Genomic DNA, 16,499 nt, shown 5'->3' on the forward strand with positions numbered 1-16,499 from the left:
TTTATTATACTATATTTTAAAATTTGAGGACATAATCACATACGTTATAATAAGACATTATCAAAAATCAATCAGAATTAGGTAATAAAAATATAAAAAATATATTGACACATATATTTTTTGTAAGTATAATAAACTTCAACAAGATTAAATATAACACGTTGAATAGGGAAAGTAAGTTAATGTATTTACTACAGAGAAAAACTCATTTGCTGAGAGAGTTTATAAAAAAATTGGCCCAAGTGCCCCTAGGAGTGGAAATGCCGAAATTTACAGTAGGTTTTTACGGGTTCTCCCGTTATAGAGATAGGGTATTATATATGTACCTAAAATGAGATGAGCATACTATGTGCTTAATTAGAGTGGAATCGCGGAATTATATCTTCTGCCTCTGAGAATATCAGAGGCAGGAGTTTTTTTTATTTTCAAGATTTTTAAAAGTTAAACATATTAAAAATGCATAACATTTCATTATTTGTATTAATAACACTAATATCAATTATTACTTGGCCAAGGAAAACATTGATAAAAAACAGATTTATAGATAAAGAAGTTCTAGAATAAGTTTACTAGAATTTATGTATCTACACAAAACTCTAATTTGCAATCTTGTTTCATTATAAGTTTTACAGTTAATTAAAAATAGAAAATGGAGGAAGAAATATGGATTTGTTTATATCAGCATTTATCCTAGTAGTAGTTATGATTTTTTTATATTGGTTAAAATTTAAGGAAATAAATTTTTCTTTAAGAATTTTAGTAGGTTTAGGCTTAGGTGTAGTTGCAGGGATTATATTTAAAGAGAAAATATCTTATGTTCAGTATGTAGGGACTATATACATATCTTTTATTAAGATGCTTGTAATACCTCTAGTTATAGTTTCTTTAATTGGAAGTATAACTAATTTGAAAGATGGAGAAAAGTTAAAATCCTTAGGAATAAAAACAATATTTTTCTTATTGTTAACAACAGCTATTGCTACCATGGTAGGTATTATTATAGGTAAAGTTTTTAATGTAGGAAGTGGTATGAACTATATAGTAGCAGAAGGATTTAAAGCAAGAGAAATACCTAATTTTAACACTGTTTTAATGGACATGCTACCAACCAATCCTATACAATCAATGGCAGAAGGGAAAATAATACCTGTTATTATATTTTCACTTTTTATAGCAATAGCAATGGTTATTGAGGGAAATATATATCCAGAAAAAATAAAACCATTTAAAGATTTTATTACATCCTTAAATGTAATCTTAGTAAGAGTAACTAGAATTATATTGAATTTCACACCATATGGAGTATTTGCATTAATGGCAAAATTATCAGCGGAAAATGGTATTTCAACATTACTGCCATTAGGGACAATGATTGTAGCGGTATATGTAGCCTGCATAATACAAATAGGGGTAGTTTATAGCGGATTAATATTAGCTATAAAAAAGAAAAATCCTATACACTTTTTTAAAGCAATATCTCCAGCACAAATAGTAGCTTTTACTACTCAAAGTAGTTATGGAGCATTACCTGTTACTATTAAAAGTCTAGTTGAAAGAGCGAACATTCCAGAAGAAGTTGCAAGTTTTGTAGCACCTCTTGGATCTACTATAGGTATGAATGGTTGTGGTGGAATATATCCAGCAATTGTTGCTATATTTGTAGCAAATGTATTTGGAATAGATTTAACAATGACCCATTATGGATTATTGGTAGTAACAACAGTTATAAGTTCTATAGGTATAGCAGGAGTTCCAGGAGCAGCAACTATGTCAACAACAGTAGTTCTTGCCTCTTTAGGGTTACCGATAGAGGGACTAGCTATGGTTATAGGTGTGGATGCTATAATAGATATGATAAGAACAATGACAAATGTAACGGGATCATCTGTAGTAGCATTATTAGTTTCAGAAGAATAGAAAAATTATTTAAATTGTAAACAACAAGAAGTAGAGGTGCTGAAAAAGTACCTCTATTTTTGAGTGATAGGAACGTTCATTTTATTAATTATATATTTTTATTTTATAGTTTACTTGTGTATAATAGTACTAAAGATAAGATGAAAGGATTTCAAAAATGCTTAAAACGAAGGCTAAGAGTTTAAAAGAGTACCCCGGAGTTTATCTTATGAAGGATAAATTTGATATAATTATATATGTAGGGAAATCTAAAAATTTAAAAAACAGAGTATCAAGTTATTTTAGTAATATTAAAAATCGTACAAGTAAAGTGGAAAAGCTTATTAAAAATATAGCAGATTTTGAATATATATATTTAGATACTGAAATTGAAGCATTACTTTTAGAAAAAGAGCTTATAGATAGGTATAAACCAACTTATAATAGACTATTAAAGAATACTGAGAGGTATCCATATATTGAAATTACCTTAGAAGAAGATTATCCAAGGATTTTGGTTAGTTATGAGCCTATAAGTGAATATAATCTTTATTTTGGCCCTTTTACAAGTTTAAGTGTGGTAGAAAAAGTATGTTTTAGTATAAGTAAAATATTAAAGTTAAGAACTTGTAATAGAATATTGAAATCCAGCTGTCTAAATTATAATTTAAAAAACTGTTTAGGTGTTTGTATAAATCCTAACATAAAAGAAACATATTATAATAACTTGAATATAGCAATAGAATACTTAAGTTTATTAAATACAAAACTTTTAGATATATTTCAAAATGAAATGAAAAATGCCTCTTTGACTTTGGATTTTGAAAATGCAATTAATTTTAGAGAAGATATTAAAAGTTTAAATTTTATCAGAGAAGCACTATTAAACTCTGTTAAAATAAAGAATAAAAATATACTTATGGTAGAAAATTTAAATAAAAATACATTTAAAGTATTTTGTATATATAATAAAATATTCTACTGTGAAAAATATGATAAAGAAAATTTAGATATAAAAACGTTAGAAAGAACAATAAAAAGTATTTTTAATACTTTTGAGAAAAATTCTTATAAAAATAGCAAAAGCAGTATTGATAGTACTCTTATAATCAATCGGTATTTAAACAATAATAAAGTTAATTTTTTAGAGGTAACAGATAAATCACATATAGATTTATTTTTAAATGAATTTATAAGGTTCTAAATTTTAATTTTTTAGTTTTAGATTTTAGAACTCATTAATAAGTTTAGCCCTATAACATTATAGAAAGGATTAGAATAAATAAGATGAATTTTGAAAATATCAGTTTATTTGATAGTAACAATTCACAAAATGAAGATAATATAGAAATTAAAGACAATTCACCTTTAGCTGAAAGATTAAAGCCAGAAACTTTAGATGAGTATATAGGACAAGAACATATATTAGCTAAAGACAAACTTTTATATAGAGCTATAAATGCAGATAGACTTTCTTCACTAATATTATATGGCCCACCAGGTATAGGAAAGACTAGTTTGGCAAGAATAATAGCCAAAACTACAAAAAGTAAATTTAAATCATTAAATGCAGTTACAAGCAATTTGAAAGAGCTAAGAGAAACCATAGATAAGGCTGAAAACAGCTTAAATATGGAAGGGAAAAAAACTATAGTATTTATAGATGAGATACACAGATTTAATAAAAATCAACAGGATGCACTTCTTCCACATGTGGAGAAAGGACGAATAATTTTAGTTGGTGCTACAACGGAAAATCCTTTTTTTGAAGTTAATAAGGCACTACTTTCAAGAGCTATGATATTTAAATTAGATCCTTTAAATAAAAAACACATAGAAAAGATGGTAAAAGGAGCACTTAATAATAAAGAAAAGGGATTTGGTAATATAAATATAAACCTTCAAGATGATGCCCTTAATTTTTTAGTAGAGTGTTCAAATGGAGATGGTAGAAGAGCGTTAAATGCCCTTGAACTTGCAGTACTTACTACAAATAAAAATAGTAATGGAATAATTGATATAGATCTAAAAACTATAGAAGAATGTATACAAAGGAAACATATAAATTATGACAAAAATAGTGATAATCATTATGATGTTGTTTCTGCTTTTATAAAAAGTATGCGGGGATCGGATCCAGATGCAGCCATACACTATTTGGCAAGAATGCTTTATGCAGGAGAAGATATAGAGTTTATAGCAAGAAGAATCTTAATAGCTGCTAGCGAAGATGTAGGAAATGCAGACCCATATGCTCTGCTTATTGCAAAAGCTTGCTTAGATGGAATAAAGGAAATTGGTATGCCAGAGGCTAGAATACTTTTAGCACAAGCAGTAACTTATGTAGCTTCTGCTCCTAAAAGCAATGCTTCTTACAATGCTATAAATATGGCACTTAAAGATATTGAAAAAGAAGATATAGGAGAAGTTCCTAATCATTTAAGAGAAAAGGGTTACAGTGGAGCTGAAAGGCTGTATAGTGATAAAGAAAAATATTTATATCCACACGATTATAAAAATCATTATGTAAAACAACAGTATTTACCACATAAAATAAAAGAGAAACAATATTACAATCCTAGTGATTTAGGATATGAAGGTAAAATTAAGTTAAGATTGGAAAAATTAAGATATTAGATTAATTTATAAAAATAGTATATAATAGTTCGTAATGTAAAGAATTATTATATAAATTAATATATTAATGAAAAATTAACATTTTTTTGGAGAAAACTTTTCAAAAACTGTTGAAATTTTTATTGATAATTATTAAAATGTTTAAAACAATTAATATTGCAGAGAGGTTTATTTATGACTATAAAATTATATTATGATAATCTATATCTAAAAGAATTTGATTCTAAAGTAGAAAAAATAGAAGAAATTGATGGAAAATATCATGTTGTTTTACAGAGAACAGCTTTTTATCCAGAAGGTGGAGGACAGCCTTGTGACATAGGAACAATAGATGGATTAAATGTTATATACGTGTATGAAAAAGATGATTTAATATATCATGTTATGGAAGAAAAAATTAATAAGGATAAAGTTAGAGGAATTATAGATTTTAATAGAAGATTTGATTACATGCAGCAACATACTGGTGAACATATATTGTCAGGAGTGTTTAAATATCTTTATGGAGCTAATAATGATAGTTTTCATTTAGGTGAAGAATATGTAAGTATAGATATTGATATTAAAAATTTAACTAAAGATATGGTTTCTAAGGTAGAAGATATAGCAGATAGTGTTATATCAATGGATTTACCAGTAAAAACATATGTGGTAGATGATTTAAAAACTCAAGAAATTACATTAAGGAAAAAAGTTAATGTTGAGAAAAATATTAGAGTTGTCCAAATTGGAAATTTTGATTTTAGTGGATGTTGCGGAACACATGTAGAAAATACTTGTCAAGTTGAAACTATAAAAATATTAAAATGGGAAAATTATAAAGGAAAAACTAGGGTTTATTTTAAATGTGGAGAAAGAGTTAACAAAGATTATAATAAAAAACACGAAATTCTTTCTACAGTTTATCAAATGCTAGGTTGTAAACTAGATCAAGTAATTCCAATAACAAGAGAAAATCAAACTACTATAAAATCTTTAAATAAAGAAGTTAAGGACTTAAAAGAAAAAATAGTATTTTTAGAAACTAAAGAGATATTAAGAAATTTAGGCGATAAAAAATTAATAAATATAACTTTTAAAGATGAAACATTACAGGACATAGAGCTATATATAAAGGAAATAAATAAAAATAAAGAATGTATCATTTTAGCTTTATCTGAGACAGATAAACAAGTGGTTTTAACTTATAATGGAGATTTTGCTATAGAGTGTGGCAAAATGTTTAAAGAAAATATAAAATCTTTTGATGGAAAAGGTGGAGGAAATAAAAAAAGAGCTCAAGGTGTATTTGAAAGCAATGAAAAAGCTCTAGAATTCTATAACTTCCTTTTAGAAAAAATACAATAAGAAAACTAAATGCCAGCATTATAGCTGGTGTTTTTTGTTTAATAAAATTTTTTTATTAACTGTATCCCTATATTTCCTATAAGTGCAATTAAAACTTGTTATATATTTTATTGAATTTGCACATCTTAAATATGTAATAAAAAATATTTTGTAAAACTTAATTTAGGAGGTATTTAACATGGCAGAAATTTTTAAAATTAATGACTCTCATGGTAATGAAGTTGAAATGGAGCTTATAGATAAGCTGAAATTAGATGATAAGGAGTATATAATTGCAGGTCCTAAAAATGCTAATGAAGCATATGCATACAGAGTTACACGATTAAATAATGAAATACAATATACTTCAATAAGTAGAGGGGATGAATTTAATAAAGTACTTAAAGCTTATAATAAAACTGCTTAGAAATAAAAAATACTATTCCTGTTAAAAATAATTAGGAAGAAGGTGAATCCTGTGAAAACTTCAAAAGAAATAAAAGATGAAAATGAAAAATATTATAAAGAAAAATTTGAAAATTCTGGACACCTTCCAGATAAAAATACTTTTCCCAATCATCAAGAAAACCCTGGAACACAAAACTATCAAATAAATAATAGACGTTAAAATTAATTAAAAGGACTATTTCAAAATATAAAATTATTTTGAAATAGTCTTTTTGTATATTTAGTTTATTACAAATATAATTGGAGTAGAATTGAAAGGTGAAAAGATTTTTTAGCAGTAGTATAAACCTAGAAAACAGTAGTTTTTATAATTTAGATTTTTATTATGATAAAAAACAAATTATGAGGTATAATATGTTAATATATAAATAAATTTCTATTTAAACTTTATTATATAGAGATGAACTTTCTACATTTAACTTATAATTTAATTTTTGGTATTAAATAACAAGATAAACATCTTATAGAAATTTAATCTTAAAAATTCTCAAGTAATAATGGTATAAGTTAAATCTCTAGATTATAATCATATTATTAAGATGAAATTAAATTTAAAATATACATGAAGGAGAAGTCAAATGGTTTTTGAAGAGAGATTAAAACACTATGAAAAAGAAGCTAAAAGCTTTACTAAAACTTATAATATCTTAGGAGCATTAAGACTTATAGTGTTTATATTAGCTGCTTTTTTTACTTATGCTATATGGAAGTTAGGTTTAATTCCAATATATAGAATATGTTTTGCTATAAGTTATGTAGCTTTTATAATACTTGTGGTTTATCATAGAAATATTAGTGATAAATTACAATATGCTAAAGGTATGATAGGAATAAATAAAGATTATATTGATAGAACTAATGGAAAATGGGTAAATTTCAAAGATTGTGGTGAAGAATTTATAGATAGAAAGCATCCATATTCTTTTGATTTAGATATTGTTGGAGATAAATCCTTATTTCAGCTTATAAATACTACTAATACTTTTATAGGTAGAGAGAGGTTATCTAAATCATTGTTAAATCCTGATTTTGATACGGAAATTATAAAGAAAAGACAGGATGCAATAAAAGAGTTATCTTCTAAGTTAGAGTTTTGCCAAAGCATAGAAAACTCTGCATATAGAGATAGAGAAAAACTACAAAATCCAAGATTTTTATTTAAATATGGAAGTGAAAAAAAGGAAATTACCAATAAAGGGTTTATAAAAAAAATACTATATATACTTCCAATTATAACAGTTCCAATATCTTTAGCGCTAATATTATTTAAAGGTGCTTTAGGTTTTAAACTAGCGTTTCTTATAATAGCAATTCAACTTTTAATTTGGGCAATGGGATTAAACAAAATAAATCAAAGTTTTTATGAAGTATCTAAATTTAAAAGTGGGTTTGATGGATACTATAATTTGTTAAAACTTATAGAAAATGAAGAATTTAAAAGTGAATTGCTTAAAGATTTAAAAGAAAAACTTTTTGAAACTGGAAATGAATCTTTAAAGGGAATGAAAGATTTAAATAAAATTATGAACAAGATAAATCTTAGATTTAATACTTTTTTCATGTTGCCCCTAAATGGAATATTTCTTTGGGATTATCAATGTATATTTGCGCTTGAAAGTTGGAATAAAAAATATGGAAGCAATATAGAAATGTGGCTAAGTTTAATAGGCGAATTAGAAAGTTTAATAAGTTTTTCTGTGCTTATGCATATAAATGACAATGTTACAATGTGTGAAATAAATGATAAATCTTTAAAAGTAAAAGCTGTGAACTTGGGACACCCACTTATAAATTCTTCTATTAGGGTTTGTAATGACTTTAGTATGGATGATGAGATATTTGTAATAACGGGATCTAATATGTCAGGAAAGACAACTTTTTTAAGAACAATAGGAATTAATCTTGTTCTTGCTTATAACGGAGCCCCAGTGTGTGCGAAAGAGATGGTTGCATCTAAAGTTCAAATATATACATCTATGAGAATTAGTGATGATTTGAAAAATGGTGTATCTACATTTTATGCAGAACTTATAAGGATAAAACAAATAATTGATTATTCTAATAAAAATAGCAAAATGATATTTCTAATAGATGAAATTTTTAGAGGAACTAACTCTGTAGATAGAATTACAGGAGCTAAAAATGTATTAGCAAATTTAAATAAGTTAGGAGCAATTGGATTAATAACTACCCATGATTTAGAACTTTGTGCTCTTGAAACTAACAATAGGATAAAAAATTTTCATTTTGCAGAGAATTATAATGAAAATAAAATTCTTTTTGATTATAAATTAAAAAATGGAAGATCCACCTCTACAAATGCAAAATATTTAATGAAGATGGTAGGAATAAATATATTAGAAGAGTAAAATTATACATTATAAAAAATAATCGCCAACAAAATGTAGGCGATTATTTTTATTGGTTTAAAAACCTTTTTTCTTAGCTATAATACCACTTTCGTTAGTTCCTGGTTCTTCTATTGTAGTATTAAAACTATTTTTGGCAAATTGATTTTGAGTTTTGTTTCCATTTTTCAAATAGTTTTCTTCAGAATATTCTTTTCTATTTTTAGTCTTCATAATTGTCATCCTTTCATCATTAAATTCATAATTAGTATGTGAATAAACTAAAAGAATATTCTGCGTTTTATATAAGAAAAAATTTATTTTTAAAATATAGAATATAAAATAAAATTTTGATACAATAGTCAATATAGTTATAGAAATATAACTGTGTAGTAACTATAATTTAAGGGGGAAATATGAAGGATTTAACAGAAGGACATGAAGGAAAACAGATTTTTACTTTTGCATTACCAATGCTTATAGGAAGTTTGTTTCAACAATTATACAATACAGCAGATAGTATAATTGTTGGGCGTTTTATTGGTAAGGATGCAATGGCTGCTGTTTCAGGGGCAAATCCAATTATGTTTTTATTAACATCGTTACTTATGGGAGTTACTCTTGGGTTTTCAATTTTAGTATCTCAATATTATGGTTCTAAAAATATGAAAAAAATAAAACGTACAATTGATACAACATATATTTTTATATTTATAACATCAATTATTATTACTATAATAGGTATAATTTTTAGTGAACCTATATTAAAAATTATGAATACTCCAGATGTTATAATGAATCAGTCAAAAGAATATCTTATAATTATTTTTTCAGGGACTATTTTTTCAGCAGGATATAATTCTGTAAGTGCTATATTAAGAGGACTTGGTGATTCTACTAACCCTTTAATATTTCTTATAATATCTACAATTTTAAATATAGTTTTAGATATAGTTTTTATATTAAATTTTAATATGGGTGTAAATGGTGTTGCATTGGCAACTATAATAGCTCAAGGAATTTCTTTTATATTTAGTATAATTTATCTTAATAAAAAGCATGAAGTTTTAAAAATAAGATTTAAAGGATTAAAATATGATAAGGATATATTTAAAAAAGGATTAAGACTTGGAATTCCTAGTGCTATTCAACAAATGTTATTTTCTTTTGGCAATATAGCGCTTCAATCATTAGTAAATGGTTATGGAACATCTGCTATGGCAGCTTTTGGGGCAGGGACTAAGGTTGAAACTTTTATATCTATACCAGTAATGAATTTAGGTGCAGCAGTTTCTACTTTTGTTGCTCAAAATATGGGAGCAGGAAAGTTAGATAGAATAAAAAAGGGAGTAAAATCATCTTTATTTATGGCAGCTTCATTATCAATAGTTGTTTTAGTAATATTTTTAATGTTTAACAAAGAACTTATAGGGCTTTTTAATACAGATAAGGAAGTTGTAGATATTGGTTCAAGATATTTAATGACTGTTGGACCATTCTTTATAGCAATATCTACATCTTTTATGCTTACCAGCGCTATAAGAGGAGCAGGGGATTCGATGTTTTCATTAATAAGTTCTATAATTTCATTATGGGCTGTAAGAATTCCAGCATCCTATATATTTTCTAAATATTTAGGTGTAAATGGAATATGGGTAGGAATACCAGTAGGCTGGATTGTAGGATGGTTTGTAACTTTTTGGTATTATAGAAAAGGTATGTGGCAAAAAAAGGATATAATTAAAAACTCATAGAAAGTACATATTTTAAAATATATAGGATTCTAAGTTAGGTTATTGTATAGGGAAACAAGCTCGCATTTGAATTTATTCAATAACTTTAAATGTTTTTATGCAAGATGCAGTGTTGAATTCTAACTGATTCAGAACATGTCTCATTATTTTGGATATCCAAGTTTTGGAATGAATAAATTTAAGAGTCAACTTGGAATCCTATAGTTCTATATAAATTAAGTAGTTAAAAGTATAATTAATTTCTTTTGTATAAAATATTAAAAAATATATTTTAATATTTGAATATATAAATGCTTTATGATAAAATAAGATTAAAAGATAAGGGATATTTGTTAATAAAAATTATTGTAATTTAATATATTAATGTAAGGATACAAATGCTATTAAAATTTTTAAAAAGCACAGGTATAGCAATTGTGCATTTGCATAACCTAATATTAAATTCTATTTATAAGGAGTGGTAAAAATGATAAAACATATAACAGATAGTAGTTTTAATGAAGAGGTTCTAAATTCAAAAGGTTTAGTTTTAGTAGATTTCTGGGCACCATGGTGTGGACCATGTAAAATGCTTGGACCTGTTTTAGAAGAACTAGCAGGAGAGATGAATAATAATTTAACTATAGGAAAAGTAGATATAGATACAAATGTTGAAAAAGCATCTGCATATAAAATATCAGCGGTTCCAACTATGTTATTATTTAAAGATGGTGACTTAGTAGATAAATTTAGTGGATTTGCACCTAAAGAAATGTTAGTTGAATTTTTAAACAAACATATGTAATAAAGAAAGGCATGATTTAAGATGGAACAGATGAAACAGTATGATGTAGCTATTATAGGAAGTGGTCCTGCAGGAATTAGTGCTGCATTAAATTTAAAAATAAGAAATAAAAGCTTTGTAATTTTTGGTCAAGAGAATCTTAGTAATAAGTTAGAACTAGCTCCAAAAATAGATAATTATCTTGGATTTCCAGGTATAAGTGGAAAAGAACTTACTAACAATTTTAAGAAGCATATAGATGATATAGGTATAAAAATAACATATGAAAAAGTAACAAACGTGTATTCAATGGGAAGCTTCTTTGCGGTAGTTTGTAATGATAAATCTTACAAAGTAGATGCAGTTATATTAGCAACAGGAGTAAACTATGGAAAATTACTACAAGGAGAAGAAAAGCTTGTAGGAAAAGGTGTAAGCTATTGTGCAACCTGTGATGGTCCATTATATAAAGGAAAAGAAGTAGCTGTTGTTGGTTACAATCAAGCTTCTTTAGAAGAAGTTGATTATTTAAAAGGAGTGGCATCTAAAGTATACTTTGTTCCAATGTTTAAAGGCCAATTTAGTTTAGGTGATAATGTAGAAGTTATTCACAGTAAAATTAAATCTATTGAAGGTGAAAATTCTTTTGAAAAGATAATATTTGAAGATAAAGAATTAACAGTATCAGGATTATTTATATTAAGAGATAGTGTAGCACCAGATGTGTTAATGCCAGGACTTAAATCTGCAGACGGTCATATAGAAGTAAATAGAAACCTGGAAACAAATATAAAAGGAGCTTTTGCAGCTGGCGATTGTATTGGAAAACCTTACGGTTATATAAAATCAGCTGGAGAAGGTCAAATTGCTTCATTAAATGCTGTAAGTTATTTATATGAAAAGGCGATTAGTAATAAAAATAAATAGTGAAAAACTACTTTAAAATAGATATTAATCTTATTTTAAAGTAGTTTTTTTTTATTTGAATAGAGCAATTATAGATAACTTAGTATATTATATTATAGAGATAATTTAAAAGCTTGCTAAGGGGTGAGTTTATGAAAAATATAAGTAAATATGAAGCAATAAATTTTTTGAACAATAGAGATGCTATATTTTTGGATGTAAGATCTTATTCTGAATTTGAGTATGGTCATATACCTAATGCAATATCTATACCAATAGATGAGCTAAATGAAAAAATTGATTTATTAGAACCATATAAAAATGAAAACATTGTTATTTACTGTAGTTCTGGTTCAAGAAGTTTTACAGCAAGTTCATTTTTAAGTAGAAATGGATTTAGATATATATATAATTTAACTGGTGGAATTAGCCCGTTACAAAATTATTTAGTAAGATAAAAAAATCAATTTATAAATTTATAAGTTAAATATGAAAAGTACAATAAGATATTTTAAATAGATGTCTTATTGTGCTTTATTTTACGTAAAAATAAAGGAAAAATAGACTTTGACTTTCTTTGACTTTTATATTATTATAAATATATTGAAATTAAATTATTTATTATAATTTTAAAAGTTAATTTATAATAATAATAACAAAGTAAGTTAAAATAATTTTAGAACTATAATAAATATGAACACAAGGTAAGGTGATAATATGAATATATTAAATATAAACAAGATTTTAGTTATCTAAAAGTTTATTATATGTATAACTTTTACATATAATGAAAAACTAATATGGAATGCGCTTAAAATATAAACTCACTTTAAAGTGTTTTGTTAAATAGAATAATTAGAAAATTAAGAGGAGGTGAAATGTTGCAATAAATTTTAATAAAATCTATTGCAACATAAAAATATATGAATGTAGATAAAATGACTGTAAGAGTACAACAAAGTTTAAATGATGCATATAGTGAGGCCGTAAAGTATAATCATCAACAAGTGGATGTAATACATTTATTTGCAGCTCTTGTAAATCAAGAAGATGGATTAATTCCTAATATTTTTGAAAAGATGTCAGTTAATATAAATGTACTTAGAAATGATTTGCATACTGAATTGGATAGAATGCCTAAAGTGTTAGGTGAAGGAGCTCAAAATTCAGGTGTAGTAGCTACAAGAAGAATAAATGAAGTTTTAGTTAAGGCAGATGAAATTGCAACGGAATTTAAAGATTCATATATTAGTGTGGAACATGTAATGATTGCTATTATGGAAGTTGACAAAAAAGGTGCAGTTGGAAAAATATTAGACAGATTTAATATAAATAAAAATGAATTTTTAAAAGTTTTATCAGATGTAAGAGGTAATCAAAGAGTTGATACTCAAGATCCAGAAGGAACATATGATGCACTTAAAAAGTACGGAACAAATCTTATTGAACTTGCTAAAAAACACAAACTAGATCCCGTAATTGGACGTGATGAAGAAATTAGAAGAACAATAAGAATACTTTCAAGAAGAACAAAAAATAATCCTGTATTGATAGGAGAACCTGGTGTTGGTAAAACTGCTATTGTTGAAGGTTTGGCAGAAAGAATAGTAAGAGGAGATGTTCCAGAAGGATTAAAAGATAGAATTATTTTCTCATTAGACATGGGTGCATTAATTGCAGGGGCTAAATATAGAGGCGAATTTGAAGAAAGATTAAAAGCAGTATTAAAAGAAGTTCAAAGTTCAGAGGGAAAAATAATATTATTTATAGATGAAATTCATACAATTGTAGGTGCTGGAAAAACAGATGGAGCAATGGATGCAGGTAACTTAATTAAACCATTACTTGCAAGAGGGGAACTTCACTGTATTGGGGCTACAACTTTTGATGAATATAGACAATATATAGAAAAAGATAAAGCATTAGAAAGAAGATTCCAAACAGTTATAATAGAAGAGCCAACAGTAGAAGATACAGTTTCTATTTTAAGAGGGCTAAAAGAAAGGTTCGAAATACATCATGGAATAAGAATACATGATTCAGCTATAGTAGCTGCAGCGAAATTTTCAGATAGGTATATTCAAGATAGATATCTTCCAGATAAAGCAATTGATTTAATAGATGAAGCTGGCGCTATGATAAGAAGTGAAATAGACTCTCTTCCAACAGAACTTGATATTATAAGAAGAAAAAAATTAATGCTTGAGACAGAAAGAGAAGCATTAACTAAAGAAAATGATGAGGCTTCACAAAAAAGGCTTAAAAATCTAGAAAAAGAACTTGCCGAATTAAAAGAAAAAAATGATGAAATGACAGCCAAATATGAAAAGGAAAAAGGCCATATTTTAGAAATAAGAAATTTAAAATCTCAACTTGACAAAGTTCGTGGAGATTTAGAAAAGGCTGAAAGAGAATATGATTTAAATACTGTTGCAGAGCTTAAATATGGAACAATTCCAGAACTTGAAAGACAAGTAAAAGACAAAGAAGAAGAAATGAAAAAAAATTATGAAGGTGCTCTTTTAAAAGAAGAAGTAACGGAAAGTGAAATATCTGAAATTGTTTCAAAATGGACTGGTATTCCAGTTACAAGATTAGTTGAAGGTGAAAGACAAAAACTTTTAAGATTAGAAAAAGAGCTGCAAAAAAGAGTAGTAGGCCAAGAAGAGGCAACAAATGCAGTATCTAATGCAGTACTTAGAGCTAGAGCAGGGCTTAAAGATCCTAATAGACCTATTGGTTCATTTATATTCTTGGGGCCTACTGGTGTTGGTAAAACAGAACTTGCTAAAACTCTTGCAAGAAACTTGTTTGATAGTGAAGAAAATATTGTAAGAATAGATATGTCAGAATATATGGAGAAATACTCAGTTTCAAGACTCATAGGACCACCTCCAGGATATGTGGGTTATGAAGAAGGAGGACAATTAACAGAAGCAGTTAGAAGAAGTCCATATTCAGTAATATTATTTGATGAAATTGAAAAAGCCCATGAAGACGTATTTAATATATTTTTACAAATATTAGATGATGGAAGGCTTACAGATAATAAGGGTAAAACTGTAGATTTTAAAAATACAATTATCATTATGACGTCTAATTTAGGAAGTAGTTATTTGTTAGAAAATCAAGATGAAAGTGGAATAAGTGAAGATGCAAGAAATGCTGTAATGAATGAGATGAAGTTAAGATTTAAGCCAGAATTCTTAAATAGATTAGATGATATTATAATGTTTAAACCTTTAAGTGGAGAAGGTATTAAAAAGATAATAGATATATTTTTAAAAGATGTAAGAAGGAGATTAAGTGATAGAAATATAACCTTAAAAGTAACTGATGATGCAAAGGATATATTAGTAAAGGAAGGTTATGACCCAGTTTATGGTGCAAGACCATTAAAAAGATACATTGGAAATGTGTTAGAGACTAAAATAGCTAAAATGATAATTGCGGGAGAAATTTATGATGGTTCTGTAGTTCTTGTTGATGGTAAAGATGAAGTTTTAGAAATAACAGTTAAAAATTAAAAGAGCTATTCTATAGTGATATAAGCTTGAAATTAAATTCATTCAATAACTAAGAATATTTTTATGTAAAATGTAGTTTTGAATTTAGGATATTACAAGCTTGTATCACTTTTTAGTTGTTTAGAATTTTGAATAGATATAGCGTTGAAGTTTTATATTAAGTATAGCCTTTTTAGTATAAGCTTTTTTAGTATATATTGAATTTAAAAAAAGGTATTGGGCAGAATTATATATATAATCTAAAATAAAAAATAATGAACTATTGAAAAAAGTAAAAAATTACGGTAAAATAGTATTTAAAAACCTCATATATAAAAATAAATACTATTTTATTAGGTAAAATTTAAAGTTTAACATGTTTTTATAAAGAAGTTTAATTAAGCTTATAAGATTATATATAGATATTTTATTATAAATACAATTTTAAGTTATTAAAATAAACTTAAAATAGTCATAAAAATAAATCTATAATAATATAGTATTATATTATATTAAAAGAAAACCTAAAATTTCTATTTGAACAGTTTTAGGTTTTATTATATATTATAATTTTATAAAGTTTTATATAATTCTATAGGGAAACAAGCTCGCATTTAAATTTATTCAATAGCTTTAAAATATTTTTATACAAAATGTATTGTTGAATTCTAAGTGTTTCCGAGCATGTCTCACTATTTTGGGTATCCAAGTTTTGGAATAAGTAATTTTAAAAGTCAACTTGGAACCCTATATAGGGAAACAAGCTCAAATTTAAATTTATTTAATAACTTTAAAATATTTTTATACAAAATATAGTGTTGAGTTCCAAGTGATTCAGAGCATGTCTCACTATTTTGGGTATCCAAGTTTTGGAATGGATAATTTTAAAAGTCAA

The 16,499-nt window shown here is 26.1% G+C and carries 13 protein-coding genes and 1 other annotated feature; of the genes, 12 read left to right on the forward strand and 1 reads right to left on the reverse strand.

Features of this window, described 5'->3' with window-relative positions; all coding sequences use genetic code 11:
• Positions 1–152: 152 nt before the first annotated feature.
• Positions 153–396, forward strand: a binding site (T-box leader).
• 267 nt (positions 397–663) lie between these two features.
• The 7 genes from AZI32_RS10655 (at position 664) to AZI32_RS10680 (ending at position 8,696) form a co-directional block, all read left to right on the forward strand.
• Positions 664–1,917 (forward strand): dicarboxylate/amino acid:cation symporter, encoded by a 1,254-nt coding sequence (locus AZI32_RS10655; RefSeq protein ID WP_061995825.1) that lies wholly within the window; start codon positions 664–666, stop codon positions 1,915–1,917.
• 157 nt (positions 1,918–2,074) lie between these two features.
• Complete coding sequence (locus tag AZI32_RS10660) at positions 2,075–3,100, forward strand: GIY-YIG nuclease family protein (RefSeq protein WP_082761214.1); 1,026 nt, start codon at positions 2,075–2,077, stop codon at positions 3,098–3,100.
• Positions 3,101–3,183: 83 nt separating this feature from the next.
• Positions 3,184–4,533, forward strand: a complete 1,350-nt coding sequence (locus AZI32_RS10665; RefSeq protein WP_242865295.1) for a replication-associated recombination protein A — start codon at positions 3,184–3,186, stop codon at positions 4,531–4,533.
• A 174-nt stretch (positions 4,534–4,707) separates the two neighbouring features.
• Positions 4,708–5,880 carry an alanine--tRNA ligase-related protein gene (locus AZI32_RS10670; protein ID WP_061995827.1) on the forward strand — a complete coding sequence of 391 codons (1,173 nt, stop codon included), beginning with the start codon at positions 4,708–4,710 and terminating at the stop codon, positions 5,878–5,880.
• Between the two features lie 178 nt (positions 5,881–6,058).
• Entirely contained in the window at positions 6,059–6,286 is a 228-nt protein-coding gene (locus tag AZI32_RS10675) for a DUF1292 domain-containing protein (protein WP_061995828.1), read from the forward strand.
• A 51-nt stretch (positions 6,287–6,337) separates the two neighbouring features.
• Positions 6,338–6,487, forward strand: a complete 150-nt coding sequence (locus tag AZI32_RS18425; protein ID WP_157450891.1) for a hypothetical protein — start codon at positions 6,338–6,340, stop codon at positions 6,485–6,487.
• Positions 6,488–6,905: 418 nt separating this feature from the next.
• Entirely contained in the window at positions 6,906–8,696 is a 1,791-nt protein-coding gene (locus tag AZI32_RS10680) for a DNA mismatch repair protein MutS (protein WP_061995829.1), read from the forward strand.
• A gap of 57 nt (positions 8,697–8,753) precedes the next feature.
• Here the strand turns inward: AZI32_RS10680 and AZI32_RS18745 are convergent, their stop codons facing one another.
• Positions 8,754–8,909 (reverse strand): hypothetical protein, encoded by a 156-nt coding sequence (locus tag AZI32_RS18745; RefSeq protein ID WP_164474743.1) that lies wholly within the window; start codon positions 8,907–8,909, stop codon positions 8,754–8,756.
• Between the two features lie 182 nt (positions 8,910–9,091).
• Here AZI32_RS18745 and AZI32_RS10685 point away from each other — a divergent pair, with 182 nt between their 5' ends.
• The 5 genes from AZI32_RS10685 (at position 9,092) to clpB (ending at position 15,625) form a co-directional block, all read left to right on the forward strand.
• Entirely contained in the window at positions 9,092–10,429 is a 1,338-nt protein-coding gene (locus AZI32_RS10685) for an MATE family efflux transporter (protein ID WP_061995830.1), read from the forward strand.
• Between the two features lie 466 nt (positions 10,430–10,895).
• A complete protein-coding gene (gene trxA, locus AZI32_RS10690) occupies positions 10,896–11,213 on the forward strand; it encodes a thioredoxin (protein ID WP_061995831.1) in 318 nt (105 codons plus the stop codon).
• A 21-nt stretch (positions 11,214–11,234) separates the two neighbouring features.
• Positions 11,235–12,119 carry an NAD(P)/FAD-dependent oxidoreductase gene (locus AZI32_RS10695; protein WP_082761215.1) on the forward strand — a complete coding sequence of 295 codons (885 nt, stop codon included), beginning with the start codon at positions 11,235–11,237 and terminating at the stop codon, positions 12,117–12,119.
• Positions 12,120–12,250: 131 nt separating this feature from the next.
• Complete coding sequence (locus AZI32_RS10700) at positions 12,251–12,556, forward strand: rhodanese-like domain-containing protein (RefSeq protein WP_010295603.1); 306 nt, start codon at positions 12,251–12,253, stop codon at positions 12,554–12,556.
• A gap of 465 nt (positions 12,557–13,021) precedes the next feature.
• On the forward strand, positions 13,022–15,625 hold the full coding sequence (gene clpB, locus AZI32_RS10705) for an ATP-dependent chaperone ClpB (RefSeq protein WP_061995833.1): 2,604 nt from the start codon (positions 13,022–13,024) through the stop codon (positions 15,623–15,625).
• The last annotated feature ends 874 nt before the right edge of the window (positions 15,626–16,499 follow it).

Origin of the sequence: Clostridium sp. ATCC 25772 (assembly GCF_001573875.1) — a bacterium.
GTDB classification, from domain to species: Bacteria; Bacillota; Clostridia; order Clostridiales; family Clostridiaceae; genus Clostridium_J; species Clostridium_J senegalense.

What these genes read in the sequence shown, in the direction of transcription:
- AZI32_RS10670 (WP_061995827.1), top strand. Translation starts at nt 4,708, where the DNA reads ATGACTATAAAATTATATTATGATAATCTATATCTAAAAGAATTTGAT.
- AZI32_RS10680 (WP_061995829.1), top strand. Translation starts at nt 6,906, where the DNA reads ATGGTTTTTGAAGAGAGATTAAAACACTATGAAAAAGAAGCTAAAAGC.
- AZI32_RS10695 (WP_082761215.1), top strand. Translation starts at nt 11,235, where the DNA reads ATGGAACAGATGAAACAGTATGATGTAGCTATTATAGGAAGTGGTCCT.
- trxA (WP_061995831.1), top strand. Translation starts at nt 10,896, where the DNA reads ATGATAAAACATATAACAGATAGTAGTTTTAATGAAGAGGTTCTAAAT.
- AZI32_RS10685 (WP_061995830.1), top strand. Translation starts at nt 9,092, where the DNA reads ATGAAGGATTTAACAGAAGGACATGAAGGAAAACAGATTTTTACTTTT.
- AZI32_RS10700 (WP_010295603.1), top strand. Translation starts at nt 12,251, where the DNA reads ATGAAAAATATAAGTAAATATGAAGCAATAAATTTTTTGAACAATAGA.
- AZI32_RS10655 (WP_061995825.1), top strand. Translation starts at nt 664, where the DNA reads ATGGATTTGTTTATATCAGCATTTATCCTAGTAGTAGTTATGATTTTT.
- AZI32_RS10660 (WP_082761214.1), top strand. Translation starts at nt 2,075, where the DNA reads ATGCTTAAAACGAAGGCTAAGAGTTTAAAAGAGTACCCCGGAGTTTAT.
- AZI32_RS18745 (WP_164474743.1), bottom strand. Translation starts at nt 8,909, where the DNA reads ATGAAGACTAAAAATAGAAAAGAATATTCTGAAGAAAACTATTTGAAA.
- AZI32_RS10675 (WP_061995828.1), top strand. Translation starts at nt 6,059, where the DNA reads ATGGCAGAAATTTTTAAAATTAATGACTCTCATGGTAATGAAGTTGAA.
- clpB (WP_061995833.1), top strand. Translation starts at nt 13,022, where the DNA reads ATGAATGTAGATAAAATGACTGTAAGAGTACAACAAAGTTTAAATGAT.
- AZI32_RS10665 (WP_242865295.1), top strand. Translation starts at nt 3,184, where the DNA reads ATGAATTTTGAAAATATCAGTTTATTTGATAGTAACAATTCACAAAAT.